Raw genomic sequence first — 15,250 nt, 5'->3', positions numbered from 1 at the left:
GCAACTTCATTCCGTTTGGGTTAAGTGGAAAGTCATGCAAGCTAGTCCTCATATACTCATTGTTGACGACCACCGAGAAATCCGCGAGCTGGTTGCGCGCGCACTCACCAAGGAGGGCTTTCGCATCAGTGTCGCCGCTGACGGCCGCGCGATGCGCAAGGTCATGGCAGATGCGCGCACCGATCTCATCATCCTCGATCTGATGCTGCCGGGTGAGGATGGACTCTCGCTTTGCCGAGCGCTGCGTTCTGAATCGAATGTCCCGATCATCATGTTGACGGCGAAAGGAGACGAGATCGACCGGGTCGTCGGTCTTGAGGTGGGAGCCGACGATTATGTTCCGAAGCCCTTCGGTAGCCGCGAACTGATCGCCCGGATAAGAGCCGTCCTGCGCCGTACCCAAGCAGAGGGGAAAGCCGATCAACCGCAACGCGCCGGACGATATCGCTTCGACCGTTGGCGGCTCGATACCGGTGCAAGAGAACTCCAGCGTGAAGACGGTGTCACCGTGCCGCTGAGTACCGGCGAATTTGATCTTCTCATAGCGTTGATAGAGCGTCCCGGGCGCGTGCTCAATCGCGATCAGCTCCTGGATCTGGCTCGGGGGCGAACTGCCAGCGCGCTTGACCGCAGCATCGACACCCAGGTCAGCCGCCTGCGCAAGAAACTGGAGCTCGATCCCAATGAGCCGAAGATCATCAAGACGGTGTGGGGCGGCGGCTATATGTTTGCCTCGGAGGTGGCCCCCGAATGAGGCGGCTGCTTCCACAGGGTATATTTGGACAGACGCTGCTTGTCCTTCTGGTCGGTCTCTTCGCTTCCCATCTGATCGGCACATGGATCTACAGCGCCGACCGCGGACAAATCGTGCGTGCGGTCGGCGGCATGGCGATAGCTCAACGCATCACGAACCTGACGCGGCTCGTGCGCGACGCCCCTGCCGCATGGCGTACACGCATTGTCACGGATTCGAGCGATGAAACATTCAATGTCACGCTTTCGCCTGCGTCACCCTCGACGACTTTAGCCGACAATGACACGCCGGCGGCGGAGGCATTGAAGCAGCTTCTCATCGAGAAGCTATCTCTGACCGGGACTGCCCAGCCGGTGGTTTCGGCCTCACGACCGCGCGGCATGATGGTCGGCATGGCAGAGCGCATGATTCGGCAGAATTCGATGATGCACGGCATGGCTCAGCAGATGATGATCGGGCAAAGCTCGCCAATGCAGCGATTTGGCGGCCTGGGGCCTTTTGTGGGATTTCGCGAGCTGCAGGTCGCCATACCATTGCGGGACGGGCAGTGGCTTTCTTTTGCAACGATCCTGCCGGAAAGCGGCGCCGCTTTCTCCCTGCGCTTCCTTGTGTCGATGGGAATCATGGCGGCGATCACCATTCTGGTGACGATCTGGGTTGTGCGCCGGGTGACGGCGCCACTGACCACGCTTTCGAACGCAGCTCTCAAGCTCGGCGAAGACTTGAACGCGCCGCCAGTGCCGGAGGCCGGGACGGTTGAGACCAGGCAGGCCGCGCACGCCTTCAATGTCATGCAATCACGTTTGCGCGGCATGATCGATGATCGCACCAAGATGCTGGCGGCCATCTCCCATGATTTCCGCACCCCGTTGACGCTTTTGCGGTTGAGGGTTGAAAACGTCGATGATCCGGTTGAACGCGAGAGAATGCTGTCGACCATAGCCGATCTGGACGCGATGGTCGCAGCGACGCTCAACTTCGCGAGCGACAGCGCGAAAAAAGCGCCCCGCAGACCCACAGATCTCACGGCCCTGATCGCGAGCATAACAGATGACCTTGCCGATGGCGGCCTTCCGGTGCGCATGGATACCGCTCAGCCTATCATCTACGAATGTGATCCGGCGACACTCAAACGTGCGCTGACCAACCTGATCGACAATGCCGTGAAATACGGCGGTAGCGCCGAGGTTGCGATCCACGAGACATCACGCGGGATCGAGATCACCATTGATGACACGGGCTCGGGAATCCCCGAGGAGGAACTCACGCACGTATTCGAGCCGCTCTATCGGCTGGAAAGCTCCCGCAGCCGGGAAACTGGCGGAATGGGGTTGGGGCTCGCAATCGCCTTGTCGATCATTGGAGCTCACGGGGGGCGGCTTACCCTGTCAAATCGATTCGAAGGAGGGGTTCGTGCGCTGATAGTCTTCCCGACGGCTCAAACTGGTTCGGCGCGCAAAGGTTCGAGGACGCCTTCATCGGAAATGCCAGACGCAAAGGGCGGCTCCTGAAGCGGCTTTTGCCGGATTGCTTTATTGTCTCTTTTGGGTGCGCCCCAGGGTGACGGAGGAAGATGACATTCTTAACATGTCAAAAAGGGGTGAAATTTCGCTCAATTTCACGTTACACTTAGACAACCACCCTGATGTGACGGATTTGCCTATGACCCGCGTCGGCTATGCCCGCGTCAGTACCACGGACCAGGATCTCGATATCCAGATCGCCCGCCTCAATGCGGCTGGTTGCGAAATCGTTCGCTCCGAAATGGGTTCCGGCGCATCACGAACCGGCCGCACCGAGCTTGAAGTTCCTGCGCTCCTGCGACGAACTTGTCGTGCTGTGTCTCGATCGGCTCGGCCGCTCCACACGCGATGTTTTGAACCTGGTGCACGAGCTCGAAGAAAAGGGAGCCTCGTTGCGCATGCTTGAGCTGACGGTCGGAAGCATGGGGAAGATGGTGATCACCATTCTCGGCATGCCGCCGACATGGAGCTGAAGTTCATTAAGGATCGTCAGCGAGCCGGGATCGATGCGGTACGGGCGGAAGGCGTATATAAGGGCCGTAAGAAGAACGTCGACGACGACGAAATCCGACGCTGTGTTGCCGTCGGCGCCAGCAAGGCCAGCGTCGCCCGCGAGCTGAAAGTCTCAAGAATGACCGTCTCTCGGGCGCTCGACATCATTCCGTCAAAGACAGAGCTGCCGGAAAAGCCGCCTGCTGTAACCATCGCCCTGCATCTGATCATCGAGAACTCAATAAGCATGGTCGTGGCAGAAAGCCCGCTCGCGAACAGATCGAGGCGATGCTGGAGCGCGACTTACGTCATTCACAAAAAATAATGCGTCAAGCATCATGCATCATATATGATGTATGATGCTTGACGCATTATTTTTATTCGCCTATGGTTTAGTGCTGCTGGTGGAGGCCGCAGCGGAGGACTGCCAGTAAATCTTGGCTTGCCGGATTCCGGCACCTTCTAACTTTAAAAATGGGAGTTGTTCATGCAGAACACCGAACTTGGAGCGGAGCAAATTGCCTTGCTCGAGGAGAGGGCGAAGTTCGTCCGTCTGGAGACGATCCGGCTCATCAGTATTGCCAAAGTCGGACACTACTCCTCCGTCTTCTCCTGTGCCGAAATTTTCTCTTCCCTCTATTATGATGTCATGAACATCCGGCGCGGCGATCCCAAATGGGCGGGCCGTGACCGCTTTCTTATGGGCAAGGGCCATGCGGCCGTCGGGCTCTTCCCGATTCTCGCCGATTTCGATTACTTTCCGAAGGAATGGCTCGACGGCTACACGCGCCTCGGCAACCCCCTCGGCGACCATCCGGATATGCGCAAGGTACCTGGCGTTGATTTCAGCTCCGGTTCGATAGGACATGCGCTTTCGAATGGTGTGGGCATGGCACATGGTGCCCGTATCCAGAAGCAGGATTTTGATGTCTTCGTCCTGCTCGGCGACGGCGAAATGCAGGAGGGGCAGGTTTGGGAGGCTGCGCTGAATGCCTCAAGCCATGGTCTGTCCAACGTCATCGCGATCGTCGACCGTAATGGTTATCAGCTGGACGGCAAGGTTGATGATGTGATCGCTATCGAGCCTCTTGACGAGAAATGGCGCGCCTTCGGTTGGGAAGTTCATGTCGTCGATGGACACGATATTGTGGAACTTACACAGAAACTTCGTGAGGTAAAGGCAGACAGGGCCCGAACGAAGCCGTGCTGTGTCATTGCCAAGACGCTGAAAGGCAAAGGCATCGACTACATGGAGACCGAGCCTGGCTGGCATCTCGGCTGGCTGGCCCCCGATGATGAAGAGCGCGCCCGCCAGACCATTCTTGCCGATGGAGTATAATAATGAACGCCCCACAAAACCCGCAATCCTGGCAGTACCGTGATCTCAACAAGAAGGCGCCTTCGCTTTCGGTGCTTTCCGATGCGTTGATCGAGCTCGTCGAAGCTGGTCATCCCATCGCTGCAGGCACCGCCGACCTTCAACATTCCAACGGTCTGGTCGCCTTCGCCGAACGTTACCCTGAACGTTTTGTCCAGTTCGGTATTTCAGAGCAGAACATGGTGTCTGCCGCCGCCGGCATGGCAACGACTGGCCTCATTCCCTATGTCGCGACCTTTGCGTCCTTCATCGGTCTGCTGGCCTGCGAACAGATTCGCATGGATGTCGCCTACTGCGCCCAGCCTGTGCGGCTGATTGGCCACCACACCGGCATTTCCATGGGATTCTACGGTACGTCGCACCATGCCACGGAAGACATTTCCACCATGCGTGCCATTGCAGATCTGACGGTTATTTCACCGTCCGATGGCCAGCAGTACAAGCAACTGTTGCTGGAATCGGCGGTCTATAAAGAACCTATCTATTTCAGAACCCATCGTGGTCATGATCCGGCTATCTATGATGAAACAGAGAAATTTCAGATCGGCAAGGCAAAGGTTCACGCTATCGGCAAGGACCTCACCATCATTGCCTGTGGCATGCCGGTCCATGGCGCGAAGGCGGCTATGCAAGCGCTGAACGCCAAGGGATACTCGGTCGGTTTGATCGATATGCACACGATCAAGCCGCTCGATGTCGACGCGGTTCTTGAGGCGGCCAAAGCCTCCAAAACTGTGCTGACAGTAGAAGAGCACAATATTCTCGGTGGTCTGGGTTCTGCCGTTGCTGAAGTGATGGCGGAAAACCCGGGTTCGGCGCGTCTGGTGCGACACGGTATCATGGATGAATACAGCCTGATTGCTCCGCCAACCCATCTTTACCGCCACTACAAGCTTGATGCGGCCGGTATTGAAGACGTGGCGTCGCATCTGGTCTAATCTCCCGCAGTCCGTCAAAAACGGTCCCAAAAAATGGCGGTCTCGCAAGAGACCGCCATTTTTGTTGCCGCTATCGGAACGCCTAGTTTCCGATGCCGCCTAGGCAGATATATTTGAGCTCCATGTAGTCATCCATGCCGTATTTTGAGCCTTCGCGACCGGTGCCGGATTGTTTGATACCGCCGAAAGGTGCGACTTCGGTGGATACCAGCCCGGTGTTGACGCCAACGATGCCGTATTCAAGTGCTTCCGCCACCTTGAAGACACGCGAGAGATCGCGGGCATAAAAATAGGCGGCCAACCCGAATATCGTATCGTTGGCCATGGCGATGACCTCATCGACATTTGTGAAGCGAAAGACCGGAGCCAGCGGCCCGAATGTTTCTTCGCGCGCAACAGCCATGGTCTCATCAACATCCCGTAGCACGGTCGGCTGGAAGAAGAGCCCACTACGCTCATCCGGTTTGCCGCCAACAACAAGTGTGGCGCCTTTCGACAGGGCGTCAGCGACATGTTCCTCGACCTTGTCGACGGCTGCCTTGTCGATCAGCGGGCCGATTTTGGTATCTGCCTGCAGACCGTCGCCGATTTTCAGATTTGCCACGGCCTTTGCCAGTTTTTCGACGAATGTGTCGTAGATACTGTCATGGGCATAGATGCGGTTGGTGCAGACGCAGGTTTGACCGGCATTGCGGAACTTCGAAAGAACTGCGCCTTCGACCGCCGCATCGATATCTGCATCCTCAAAGACGATGAATGGTGCATTGCCACCAAGTTCGAGGCTCAGTTTCTTGATTTGGTCCGAGGCCTGACGCATCAGGATGCGGCCCACTTCCGTGGAGCCGGTGAAGCTCAGTTTCCGAACCTTTTCATTCTCGCAGAACTCGGCGCCGATTGTCGAACTGGATGCAGAGGTCAGCACAGAAAATACACCGGCCGGCACACCGGCACGCTCAGCGAGGACCGCTAGAGCCAGCGCCGAGAGGGGTGTCTGTTTTGCTGGCTTGGAGATGAAGGTGCACCCTGCCGCCAGTGCAGGTGCTGCCTTTCTGGCGATCATTGCGATCGGGAAATTCCACGGGGTTATCGAACCGACCACACCGACCGGTTGTTTGATGACCATGATGCGTTTGTCGTCGGCATGGCCGGGGATCATGTCGCCATAAGCTCGTTTTGTTTCTTCGGCAAACCATTCAACATAGGCCGCACCATAGGCAACTTCGCCCCGCGCTTCCGCCAGCGGTTTGCCCATTTCCGTGGTAAGGATGATGGCGAGGTCTTCCTGGTTGGCCATCATCAGTTCAAACCACTTGCGCAGTATCTTGGAGCGCGCTGCGGCGGTCAGACCAGCCCATTTCTTCTGAGCACCATATGCAGCGTGGATTGCGCGCGCTGTCTCGGCGCGGCCCATGTCGGGTACTGTGGCTATTTCCTTGCCGGTCGCGGGATTGTCGACGGCCAGTGTGCGGCCGCTGTCGGCTGTTACCCACTGGCCAGCGACAAATGCCTTGTCTGCAAGCAGGCTGGGGTCAGTGAGCCGGGAACGAAGATCATGTGTCACGGGATACGGTTTCCTGTTGTTATGCAAAGTCGAGTATGACCTTGATGGCCTGCTGTCGGTCACGGGCGAAGGCGAACGCATCGTCAGCACGGTCGAAGGAGAAGGTTCGGGAAATGATGGGCCGCACATCAATTGTACGGTCCGAGATCAACCGGGCGGCCAGATCAAATTCGCTGTCGAAACGGAACGATCCACGGAAAGTGATTTCTTTGGTGATAACAGGGTTAAAAGCCATCGTTATCTCGTCAGGCAGAAGCCCGACCTGAATAATGGTGCCACCGGGTTTGGTAACGCCAATCGCTGTCTGCAGCGCTACCTGATTGCCTGAGCATTCAAACACCACATCAAGTTGTCCGCGGTCACGGTATTCTTCTTCCATGATGCCGGGCGTGGCGACGTTCCAGGTCTTTTCCGCGCCCAATTGGGCTGCCAGACGAAGCGGCATGTCGGCAACATCGGTGGCCGAGATTGCTGCTGCACCGGCGTGTTTTGCGGCAAGGAATGTCAGTGCGCCAATTGGCCCGAAACCGGTGACAAGAACGCGTTTGCCCTGCAGATCCGGTGCTTGCGACACGGCGTGAAGGCAGACGGCCAAGGGCTCTGCACAGGCGGCCTCATCAAGCCCCGCAATTGGCCCGACCGGCACGGCCTGTGCAGCCTTCACCACCACATATTCCCGGAAACCGCCGTCGATATGCGGGTTGCGCATGGCGCTGCCCATGAAGCGCATATTAGAGCAGTGCCGTGGCATGCCTGATATGCAGTAGCTGCATTTGCCGCAGGCAAGCGACGGATTGACCGCAACCGCGGTGCCGACGCTGATGCTGGAAACACCTGCGCCAAGGTGTTCGACAACGCCGGAAAGTTCGTGTCCGGGCACCATGGGCGCCTTCATACGCACTGTTCCGAAGCCACCATGATGGTAATAATGCATGTCCGAGCCGCAGATTCCGCCCTTGTGAATGCGGACCAGCACCTCTCCATCGCCCGCAACGGGCATATCTCGGTCCTCGATCACCAGATGGTGCGGTGCGTGTAATACAACTGCCTTCATTGCTCCTCCAAAGACTTTTGCGTTGACGGCAATCAAATATCATGCATGATACGTGATGACAATGCGAGGGAGGCGCTGATGGAGATTAACGGGAGAACGAAAGTTCTCATTCATATTGCGTATCCGTCTGCGCATTTGCGGACCCCACAGCTATTTAATGCCCGCTGCACGGAGCGCGGGCTGGATGCGGTGCTGGTGCCGTGGCAGGTCCATCCTGACAATCTCGTTGCCGTGATGAATGCATTGCGCATCAGTGAGAGTGTGCCCGGCGCGATCATCACCATTCCTCACAAGGAAACCGTCGCTGCGCTCTGTGATAGACTTGAAGGCCCGGCTGCATCGCTTGGCGTTGCCAATGTCGTTCGCAAAGACGAGGACGGCGCCTTGGTCGGTCGCATTCTCGATGGTGAGGGTTTTACCGGCGGCCTGTCGCGTCTTGGGCGTAGTCCAACTGGCAAGCGGGCGCTTCTGGTGGGGGCGGGTGGCGTCTCGGTTGCCATAGCAGATGCGCTTCTGGCGGCTGGTGTCCGTGAACTGGTGATCAGCAACCGGACGGAAGCCCGTGCGCGAGCGCTGGTGGAGCGTCTGCGCGCGCTGTACCCCGCAACGCCTGTGAGTGTCGGCAAGGCCGATGGTGCAGGCTTTGATCTTGTCGTCAATGGTACAGCGCTTGGCATGCACGATACTGATCCGCTGCCGCTTGATCCCGATACGCTGGAGCGTGGCAGTACCGTTGCCGAAGTCATCATGTCGCCGCCCGTTACAAGGCTTCTGGAGGAAGCGCTCCTGCGCGGCGCGACCATCCATGAGGGCGTTCATATGCTAACCGGCCAGATAGATCCTTTCATTGATTTCGTTGTCCGGCAGGTTCCGGATGACTATATTTCGAATATCCGGAGAGAAAACGCATGATTATTTTTGGAGCACCACGCCGCTACATTCAGGGGCCAGGCGTTCTTGCAGCTATCGGCAAGGAACTTGCGGGATTTGGAACATCTGCGATCCTGCTTGCTGATGACAATGTCAATGCAATTGCAGGCCCGACCATTACCCGCAGTGCGCAGGAGGCTGGTGTCAGCGTCACCGGTTTGCGTTTTGGTGGTGAAATCACCTACGCCGAGATTGAGCGACTGGTAAAAGAAGCGTCCGGTTCAAAACATGACGTGGTGATTGCCACCGGTGGTGGCAAAACCATCGACACAGGCAAGCTGGTCGCGCGGGCATTGAAGGCCGCGTTTGTTTCCGTTCCGACCGTTGCCTCGAACGATTCCCCCACCAGCCATATTGCCGTTGTCTATGACAGCGACCACAAGCTGGTTGGCGTTGAACAGAACCGTGGAAACCCTGATCTGGTGCTGGTCGATACCGCCATTATTGCAAAGGCACCGCTGAAATTGCTGTCTGCCGGTGTCGGTGACGCGCTGGTCAAGCGTTTTGAGGTCGAGCAATGCATCGGCGCCAAGGGCAACAACGTGTTTGGCGCGGCATCACCACGCTCTGCTCTGGCACTCGCTCATGCATGTTACGATACGGTGCGCGAGCACACGACCGCCGCCTATGCTGCTCTTGAACGCGGCGAATCGGACGAACATTTGGAAGCACTGGTCGAAGCCTGTGTTCTGATGAGCGGTCTTGCCTTTGAAAGTGGCGGGTTGTCCGTGTCTCACGGGATGACGCGCGGACTGTCGGCGGTGCCCGGCATCGCCAATGCACTTCATGGCCACCAAGTTGCCTATGGTCTGCTGGTGCAGCTTGTGCTTGAGGACCGCGATGATAACTTCATGGCCGATATGTACGGTTTCTACCGTGATGCAAAACTGCCTTTGAAGCTGGCGGATCTTGGTCTGGACGAGCGGTCGAACTCGGTTGTTGAAACCATCGCGACCGTCTCCGCCGAGGCTGCGCACATGAAAAAGTTTGCCAAGCCGATTTCGGCCGACGATATCGCCCGCGCCATCACAGTCATCGAGGCCGCTTGATAATGACCACAGGTACAGAACTTTTTTCGCTGAAAGGCCGAGTTGCGCTGGTAACCGGCGCGGGCCGTGGCATTGGTTATTCATTCGCCAAAGGTCTTGCCTCGGCAGGCGCTCACGTCGTTATCAACGATATCAATGCCGACAACGCCGATGCAGCAGTTGAAAGCCTGAAGGCCTCAGGCTGGAGCGCCGAGGCCGTTACCTTCGATGTGACCGACACGCCAGCGGTTGCTGCCGCTGTCGATGGTATAGTTGAGCGCAATGGTCGGCTCGACATCTTGATGAACAATGCTGGCATTCTCATCCGCAAGCCGGTTGAAAACCACGATATGGATGACTGGAACAAGGTCATCGCCATCAATCTCAGTTCGCTTTACGGCGTGGCGCGTGAATGCATTCGCCACATGCGCAAGCAAAAATATGGTCGCATCATCAATACCGCATCGGTCATGGCCATCAGCTCACGTCCTGGCGTTATCTCCTATGTCGCGGCCAAGCACGGGGTTGTCGGCATAACACGGGGTCTGGCGGCGGAACTTGGTTCCTGCGGCATTACGGTCAATGCGATTGGCCCCGGTTACATCCTTACGGACATGAACAAGAAGGTTCTCGGAACCGGGACATTCGAGCAGCAGGTTATCGACCGCACGCCTCTGGCGCGCTGGGCTGAGCCGGATGAGCTTATGGGCTCGGCAATTTTCCTGGCGTCTGAAGCGGCAAGTTTCGTAACAGGCCATGTCCTGATGGTTGATGGTGGCATGACAGCCAACGCTTTCCTGACGGAAAGTGCGGATCTGGGCGTTGCAAGCTGATGGTGACAATTGCGCAAATCGAGGCAAGGTCTGTCTGTATTCCGCTACAAAAGCCGGTGCAGCTTGGACCGGTCACCGTCGCGCAACGGGACTATGTCGTTGTGCGGCTGGTGCTTTCCGACGGGTCGGAAGGCTATGCTTACGGCTACGACCGTGGCCTGCCGCTTTTTGATTTGGTGGCCAAGGCCGCCCGGCTTTATCCGGGCGAAAAGGCTGCAGATCGAAACCGCCTGCGCAAGCTTGCCCTCGGACCCACGCCCGCGCCGCGTGCAGCCATGATCAGAGGAATGAGCCTTTGCGATATTGCCCTGTGGGATGCTTGGTGCGTGTCCATCAGCCAGCCGCTCTCCAATGTTTTGGGTGCTGTCCGGGACAGGGTACCTGTAATGCCTGTAATCGGTTACGGCATGACACCGGAGCGGGCCGCCACGGAAGGGGCCAATCTCGCAGCTCGCGGGTTCAAGACCATCAAATGCATGATCGATGGTCATGATTTCGAAGCCGACAAGGCTGTAATGGAGGCTCTCGCCGCGTCACTACCGACAGGTGTTAAATTCGGGATTGACGCGCATTGGTCCTGGACCAGTATTGATCAGGCACTTTCCTGGTGCAGGCTGGCGGAAAACCTTGGCGGCGCTTTTGTTGAAGACCCCTTTGCTCCAACGCAGGTGCATGCCATTGCATCGCTGTCGTCGCGGCTGGATATCCCGCTGGCGGTTGGTGAAGATGTCATCGATCTATCAGGTTTCCGTGATCTTGCCGCTGCCGGCGGTATTGTGCGCGTTGATGCATCGGTCAGTGGCGGGATCACCGGTGCAATGGAAGCAATTGCAGTGGCCCGTGCCTTTGACAGACCGGTCATTCCGCATGTTTTTGCAGCACTTCACGCCGAGCTGGCACTCGCTTTCGATGCGGTTCGCTGTGTAGAAATGATCATGCCGGAGATCGGGGCTGATCCGATTGACCAGTTCTTTTTAGCGCCTCCTGTGACCGAGGGCGGAAACATCATTGCCACGAAGCGACCGGGGGCAGGGCTCGCCCTCGACTGGAATCGCCTGGCTCCATATACAAATCGCCAGGAAACTTTCTCGAAATGACAGATCAGCAATATCTGGAGAAATGGGGACAATCCAGCCTGGATCATACCGGCTGGATCACCCCGGATATCGAACGTTCCGTCGCCTTCTGGACTAATGTCATGGGCTTTGAGGCAAAACCAATTGGCGAACGGCGCCAGCCATGGATCTCGCGTTTTATGGGTGTACCAAATGCACGGGTAAAGCTTGTGCATCTTTACGGCCACGGCGGCCATATCGAGTTCATTCAGTTTGAGGAACAGGACACCCCATGCCTGCCTCGGGGCAGCCAGCCGGGTGCCGCACACATCTGCCTGCGCATAAAAAATGTTGAGGCACTGCGCGATGATATTCTCCGGAATGGAGGATCGGAACAGGGCAAACTGGCTGAGATTACCGAGGGTATAGCGGCCGGTTTGAGGGGGTTATATTTGCGTGATCCACATGGCGTGCTTATCGAACTGGTCGAGCTACCCAGGTCATAGGAAATTATGTTAGATCATATATGATTTGTTCCGTTGCCTGAAAGGATGCCGCATTGGCCCAGAAACCTATTTCGCGGGAAAACCTGTCGACGCAGCTTTATGGCAATTTGCGCACTGCACTTATGGATGGCCAGTATGCTCCGGGTCAACGCCTGACGATTTCAGGCGTTGCCGAAGAATATGGCACGAGCATAACTCCGGTCCGTGAGGCGATTTTCCGTTTGGTCAGCGAGCGGGCCCTGGAAATGCGCGCTGCGACATCGGTGCAGGTTCCTGATCTTTCCCCGCAGAGTTTGCGGGAAGTGCAACGTATTCGCGTCGAGCTCGAAGGTGTTGCGGCGGCGCGTGCGGCTGAGTTGGCCACCAAGGCGGATATTAAGGCGCTGAAAGCCATCAACGCTGAGTTTATCAAGGCTGCTGCGACAAGCCCTGAGCGGGCCAGTGTTTTGAACCGCGATTTTCACTTCGCGATCTTGCGTCTGGCGCAATTGCCAATCCTTGAAAGCATCTGTGAAAACATGTGGGTTCTGATGGGCCCGTTCCTGCGCACCTTCCATGACCGGATGCCGGTGAGGCAGCTTTCAAGCGACAATCACAAGCACTATGAGCTGATCGCCGCGCTGGAAGCCGGAGACGCCCAGGCAAGCCGTGCTGCCATGCAGGAGGATATCCTGTGGGGTGAGGAAATGGTGCGGACCCTCGAAGCCGAACGCAAGGCAGCCCTCTGACCGATCCCTGATTTCTGGTTTCTGTAACCGTCGATGATCCCATCGGCGGACGCTCTTTTACGCCCGGAGAACTTCTATGAAACTTCTATATGCAGTTCCGTCACCCTATTCCCGCAAGGTAAGGGTGGTTGCGCACGAGCTTGGCGTGCCGCTGGAACTCGTTGCCGTCAACGCGATGTCTGATGATGTGATGCTTGGTGCCGTCAATCCCCTGAACCGGGTTCCGGCACTGCTGCTGGATGACGGAAAGGCATTTTTTGATAGTCCGCTGATCAGCGAATATCTCGATGTAACCTATGGTCCGCAGTTGTTTCCGCTTGAGAGCGGCGCACGCTGGCAGGCGCTGTTGCAGCAGGCCCTGGGTGACGGGATTATGGACGCGGCGGTCCCCCGTCGCCATGAAACATTGCGTCCGGCAGAACAACAATCGGCTGAGCGTATCCGGCTCTACAGGCGCACGATTGACCAGACCCTGGCGCGTCTGGAGCAAACCGTCGCTGAGCTTTCCTGTTTCCACATAGGTACAATCTCGATTGCGTGTGCGCTGACATATCTGGATTTTCGTTTTGCGGGGGACGCATGGCGAGTTCGTTGCCCCACACTCGGTTCCTGGTTGGACGAGGTTTTGGCTAAACCATCCATGCAGGCCACTTTGTTTGAATAACACGCTTTTGGAGCCCTACGCCGGGCTTGACGCCAAAAGAATATGATGCATGATATATGACCGAGGCCAAGCGGGAGTGTGCGGCACTGGAGGAGCACGCCGCACACGGACCGCAGGTCGGGATCGTCTTAACCGTGCCGGGGAGGCACGATACGCCCATCGGGAGGAAAACAGATGTTGAAATTCACTCGTAGAGCTGTCGCGGCAGGTGTTGCTGCCAGCCTTGCAATGTCCTGTGCGCTACCGGCCTTTGCACAATCGCCGACGTTGCTTCGTATGAACATGGTCGTGTCCAACCAGGACAAGACCTTCCCGCTCTGGCAGGAATTTGCGAAGGACCTGGAGGCGGCTTCAAACGGGACGCTGAAAGTCGAGATATTCCCCTCGGAATCGCTCGGAAAGACCGTTGACGTGATCGATGCCGTTTCGCGCGGGGCGCCCATCCTGCAGGATTCGGATCCGAGCCATCTTTCAAACTACGTTCCCGATTTCTCGACCTTCATGGCGCCTTACCTCGTGAAAAAGCCGGAGGATATAGAAAAGCTTTGGAGTTCCGAGGCCGTCAAGGCGATGGAGGCCAAGCTCGCCGAAAAAGGCCTTCGTGTGGTTACGCTCGTCTATTTCGGCACGCGTCATCTTCTTTCGAACCGAGTCGTAAAAACCCGTTCCGATACCGCAGGAATGAAAATTCGCAACGCGCCCACCAAGATGTGGAACGAAGTTTCCAAGGTTCTGGGCGGAAATCCGACGAATACCGCGTGGTCTGAAGCCTACAGCGCTCTGGAGCAGGGTGTTGCCGACGGCGTAGAGGCCCCGCTTTCCCTTCTCTATTCTTCCAAGCTTTATGAAACACGACCAAACATCTCGCTGACCGGCCATCTTGTCGCAACCACGTCGATCCTGATGAGCCAGAAGGTGTATGACGCCCTCCCGGCGGATGCCAAGAAGGCGCTCGACGAGGTCGGCCGGGCAGAACCATCCAGTCGCATCCCGAAAATCCAGGCGCTAGAGACAGAGTTCCGTAAAACACTCGAAGACAAGGGCATTAAGTTCAACGACGTCGACAAAGCCTCCTTCTTGGAGGCCGCAGCCGAGGTTCCGAATAGCTTCCCCGAATGGACGCCCGGCATCTACGAAAAGATGGCCGAGGTCATCAAGTAAATCGGCAAAATCCGGTCCCCGCAGACACGATGTCCGGCACGGCCGGGCGTCGCTTCTCTCCATCAGGGTGAAAGATCATGAATATGATAAACAGGCTTATGGGAATCCTGGCCAGGTTCGAAGCCTACGTGTCAATGGCGGCTTTTGCCGTGATGGTGTCGGTAATCTCCGTCAACGTCATTATCCGTTTTACGACGGGTAACTCCCTGGTCTTTACCGAGGAAGTCGCCTATCTGGCCTTCGGCTATTCCGTGTTCTTCGGCCTGTCGCTTCTGTTCCGGACCCGCGCCATGATCGCCGTGGATCTCGTCGTGGATATGCTCGGCCCGCAGATGAGACATGCCGCGAATATCGTAAGTTACGTGATCATGGCTGTCATCTGCGGATATTTTTTCTATCTCAGCCTCGGACTGGCGCTTACGGGTTGGGTTCGGCGAACGGCTTTTCTGGATATCCCCTATTTCTGGGTCAATCTTGCACCGGCCATCTCGTTTGCTCTCATGACCTTCTACAGCCTCGTTTTCCTCAGGATGCTCCTCAAGGGAGAAGAGCTTCCGTCCGTGGAACTCGAAGAGCAGATGTAGACCCAAGACCGTCCTGTCATTTCATTTCGTTCTTGCTCTCGTTGGGGAGCACATGGGGGGC

General features: G+C 57.0%; 16 protein-coding genes and 1 pseudogene. 15 read left to right on the top strand and 2 right to left on the bottom strand.

Translation table 11 applies throughout. The features are described 5' to 3' along the window. The first annotated feature begins 34 nt into the window (after positions 1-34). The 6 genes and pseudogenes from ACIK7D_RS24045 to ACIK7D_RS24020 all read left to right on the top strand — a co-directional run bounded on the left by ACIK7D_RS24045 (position 35) and on the right by ACIK7D_RS24020 (position 5,085). The gene (locus ACIK7D_RS24045; protein WP_400157627.1) at positions 35-754 is read left to right on the top strand and encodes a response regulator; all 720 of its coding nucleotides are present in this window, start codon (positions 35-37) and stop codon (positions 752-754) included. Next, complete coding sequence (locus ACIK7D_RS24040; protein WP_400157626.1) at positions 751-2,265, top strand: sensor histidine kinase; 1,515 nt, start codon at positions 751-753, stop codon at positions 2,263-2,265. The genes ACIK7D_RS24045 and ACIK7D_RS24040 overlap by 4 nt, the downstream gene beginning before the upstream one ends. Before the next feature lie 76 nt (positions 2,266-2,341). Continuing rightward, a pseudogene (locus tag ACIK7D_RS24035) lies at positions 2,342-2,750 on the top strand (recombinase family protein). After that, the gene (locus ACIK7D_RS24030; RefSeq protein WP_400157625.1) at positions 2,741-3,094 is read left to right on the top strand and encodes a helix-turn-helix domain-containing protein; all 354 of its coding nucleotides are present in this window, start codon (positions 2,741-2,743) and stop codon (positions 3,092-3,094) included. Before ACIK7D_RS24035 ends, ACIK7D_RS24030 begins: the two are co-directional and overlap by 10 nt. Positions 3,095-3,256: 162 nt before the next feature. After that, positions 3,257-4,108, top strand: a complete 852-nt coding sequence (locus ACIK7D_RS24025; protein WP_400157624.1) for a transketolase — start codon at positions 3,257-3,259, stop codon at positions 4,106-4,108. 2 nt (positions 4,109-4,110) lie between these two features. Further along, positions 4,111-5,085, top strand: a complete 975-nt coding sequence (locus ACIK7D_RS24020) for a transketolase family protein (protein WP_400157623.1) — start codon at positions 4,111-4,113, stop codon at positions 5,083-5,085. An 82-nt stretch (positions 5,086-5,167) separates the two neighbouring features. On the opposite strand, the gene ACIK7D_RS24015 is transcribed toward ACIK7D_RS24020, so the two are convergent. Together ACIK7D_RS24015 and ACIK7D_RS24010 are read right to left on the bottom strand one after the other, a co-directional pair. After that, complete coding sequence (locus ACIK7D_RS24015) at positions 5,168-6,646, bottom strand: NAD-dependent succinate-semialdehyde dehydrogenase (RefSeq protein ID WP_400157622.1); 1,479 nt, start codon at positions 6,644-6,646, stop codon at positions 5,168-5,170. Between the two features lie 19 nt (positions 6,647-6,665). Then, positions 6,666-7,700 carry an L-idonate 5-dehydrogenase gene (locus tag ACIK7D_RS24010; protein ID WP_400157702.1) on the bottom strand — a complete coding sequence of 345 codons (1,035 nt, stop codon included), beginning with the start codon at positions 7,698-7,700 and terminating at the stop codon, positions 6,666-6,668. A gap of 78 nt (positions 7,701-7,778) precedes the next feature. Between ACIK7D_RS24010 and ACIK7D_RS24005 the strand changes: the two genes are divergently transcribed. The 9 genes from ACIK7D_RS24005 to ACIK7D_RS23965 all read left to right on the top strand — a co-directional run bounded on the left by ACIK7D_RS24005 (position 7,779) and on the right by ACIK7D_RS23965 (position 15,189). Beyond that, positions 7,779-8,612 carry a shikimate dehydrogenase family protein gene (locus tag ACIK7D_RS24005; protein ID WP_400157621.1) on the top strand — a complete coding sequence of 278 codons (834 nt, stop codon included), beginning with the start codon at positions 7,779-7,781 and terminating at the stop codon, positions 8,610-8,612. Beyond that, a complete protein-coding gene (locus ACIK7D_RS24000; protein WP_400157620.1) occupies positions 8,609-9,679 on the top strand; it encodes a glycerol dehydrogenase in 1,071 nt (356 codons plus the stop codon). Before ACIK7D_RS24005 ends, ACIK7D_RS24000 begins: the two co-directional genes overlap by 4 nt. 2 nt (positions 9,680-9,681) lie before the next feature. Beyond that, entirely contained in the window at positions 9,682-10,491 is an 810-nt protein-coding gene (locus ACIK7D_RS23995) for an SDR family NAD(P)-dependent oxidoreductase (RefSeq protein WP_400157619.1), read from the top strand. After that, entirely contained in the window at positions 10,491-11,588 is a 1,098-nt protein-coding gene (locus ACIK7D_RS23990; RefSeq protein ID WP_400157618.1) for a mandelate racemase/muconate lactonizing enzyme family protein, read from the top strand. Before ACIK7D_RS23995 ends, ACIK7D_RS23990 begins: the two co-directional genes overlap by 1 nt. Further along, positions 11,585-12,052 (top strand): VOC family protein, encoded by a 468-nt coding sequence (locus ACIK7D_RS23985; protein WP_400157617.1) that lies wholly within the window; start codon positions 11,585-11,587, stop codon positions 12,050-12,052. Before ACIK7D_RS23990 ends, ACIK7D_RS23985 begins: the two co-directional genes overlap by 4 nt. A 53-nt stretch (positions 12,053-12,105) precedes the next feature. Further along, positions 12,106-12,780 (top strand): GntR family transcriptional regulator, encoded by a 675-nt coding sequence (locus ACIK7D_RS23980; protein ID WP_400157616.1) that lies wholly within the window; start codon positions 12,106-12,108, stop codon positions 12,778-12,780. 76 nt (positions 12,781-12,856) lie between these two features. Continuing rightward, entirely contained in the window at positions 12,857-13,444 is a 588-nt protein-coding gene (locus ACIK7D_RS23975) for a glutathione S-transferase N-terminal domain-containing protein (protein WP_400157615.1), read from the top strand. A gap of 174 nt (positions 13,445-13,618) precedes the next feature. Further along, positions 13,619-14,605 carry a TRAP transporter substrate-binding protein DctP gene (dctP, locus tag ACIK7D_RS23970; RefSeq protein WP_400157614.1) on the top strand — a complete coding sequence of 329 codons (987 nt, stop codon included), beginning with the start codon at positions 13,619-13,621 and terminating at the stop codon, positions 14,603-14,605. A 77-nt stretch (positions 14,606-14,682) separates the two neighbouring features. Beyond that, a complete protein-coding gene (locus tag ACIK7D_RS23965; RefSeq protein WP_400157613.1) occupies positions 14,683-15,189 on the top strand; it encodes a TRAP transporter small permease in 507 nt (168 codons plus the stop codon). Positions 15,190-15,250: the final 61 nt, after the last annotated feature.

It is taken from the genome of Agrobacterium sp. P15N1-A, from assembly GCF_044626815.1.
GTDB classification, from domain to species: domain Bacteria; phylum Pseudomonadota; class Alphaproteobacteria; order Rhizobiales; family Rhizobiaceae; genus Agrobacterium; species Agrobacterium leguminum.
This window is presented reverse-complemented; position numbering and strand designations above follow the sequence as displayed.

Excerpts from the sequence above, each read along its gene's own strand:
- ACIK7D_RS24045 (WP_400157627.1), top strand. The coding sequence starts at position 35 with ATGCAAGCTAGTCCTCATATACTCATTGTTGACGACCACCGAGAAATC.
- ACIK7D_RS24040 (WP_400157626.1), top strand. The coding sequence starts at position 751 with ATGAGGCGGCTGCTTCCACAGGGTATATTTGGACAGACGCTGCTTGTC.
- ACIK7D_RS24030 (WP_400157625.1), top strand. The coding sequence starts at position 2,741 with ATGGAGCTGAAGTTCATTAAGGATCGTCAGCGAGCCGGGATCGATGCG.
- ACIK7D_RS24025 (WP_400157624.1), top strand. The coding sequence starts at position 3,257 with ATGCAGAACACCGAACTTGGAGCGGAGCAAATTGCCTTGCTCGAGGAG.
- ACIK7D_RS24020 (WP_400157623.1), top strand. The coding sequence starts at position 4,111 with ATGAACGCCCCACAAAACCCGCAATCCTGGCAGTACCGTGATCTCAAC.
- ACIK7D_RS24010 (WP_400157702.1), bottom strand. The coding sequence starts at position 7,700 with ATGAAGGCAGTTGTATTACACGCACCGCACCATCTGGTGATCGAGGAC.
- ACIK7D_RS24005 (WP_400157621.1), top strand. The coding sequence starts at position 7,779 with ATGGAGATTAACGGGAGAACGAAAGTTCTCATTCATATTGCGTATCCG.
- ACIK7D_RS24000 (WP_400157620.1), top strand. The coding sequence starts at position 8,609 with ATGATTATTTTTGGAGCACCACGCCGCTACATTCAGGGGCCAGGCGTT.
- ACIK7D_RS23995 (WP_400157619.1), top strand. The coding sequence starts at position 9,682 with ATGACCACAGGTACAGAACTTTTTTCGCTGAAAGGCCGAGTTGCGCTG.
- ACIK7D_RS23990 (WP_400157618.1), top strand. The coding sequence starts at position 10,491 with ATGGTGACAATTGCGCAAATCGAGGCAAGGTCTGTCTGTATTCCGCTA.
- ACIK7D_RS23985 (WP_400157617.1), top strand. The coding sequence starts at position 11,585 with ATGACAGATCAGCAATATCTGGAGAAATGGGGACAATCCAGCCTGGAT.
- ACIK7D_RS23975 (WP_400157615.1), top strand. The coding sequence starts at position 12,857 with ATGAAACTTCTATATGCAGTTCCGTCACCCTATTCCCGCAAGGTAAGG.
- dctP (WP_400157614.1), top strand. The coding sequence starts at position 13,619 with ATGTTGAAATTCACTCGTAGAGCTGTCGCGGCAGGTGTTGCTGCCAGC.
- ACIK7D_RS23965 (WP_400157613.1), top strand. The coding sequence starts at position 14,683 with ATGAATATGATAAACAGGCTTATGGGAATCCTGGCCAGGTTCGAAGCC.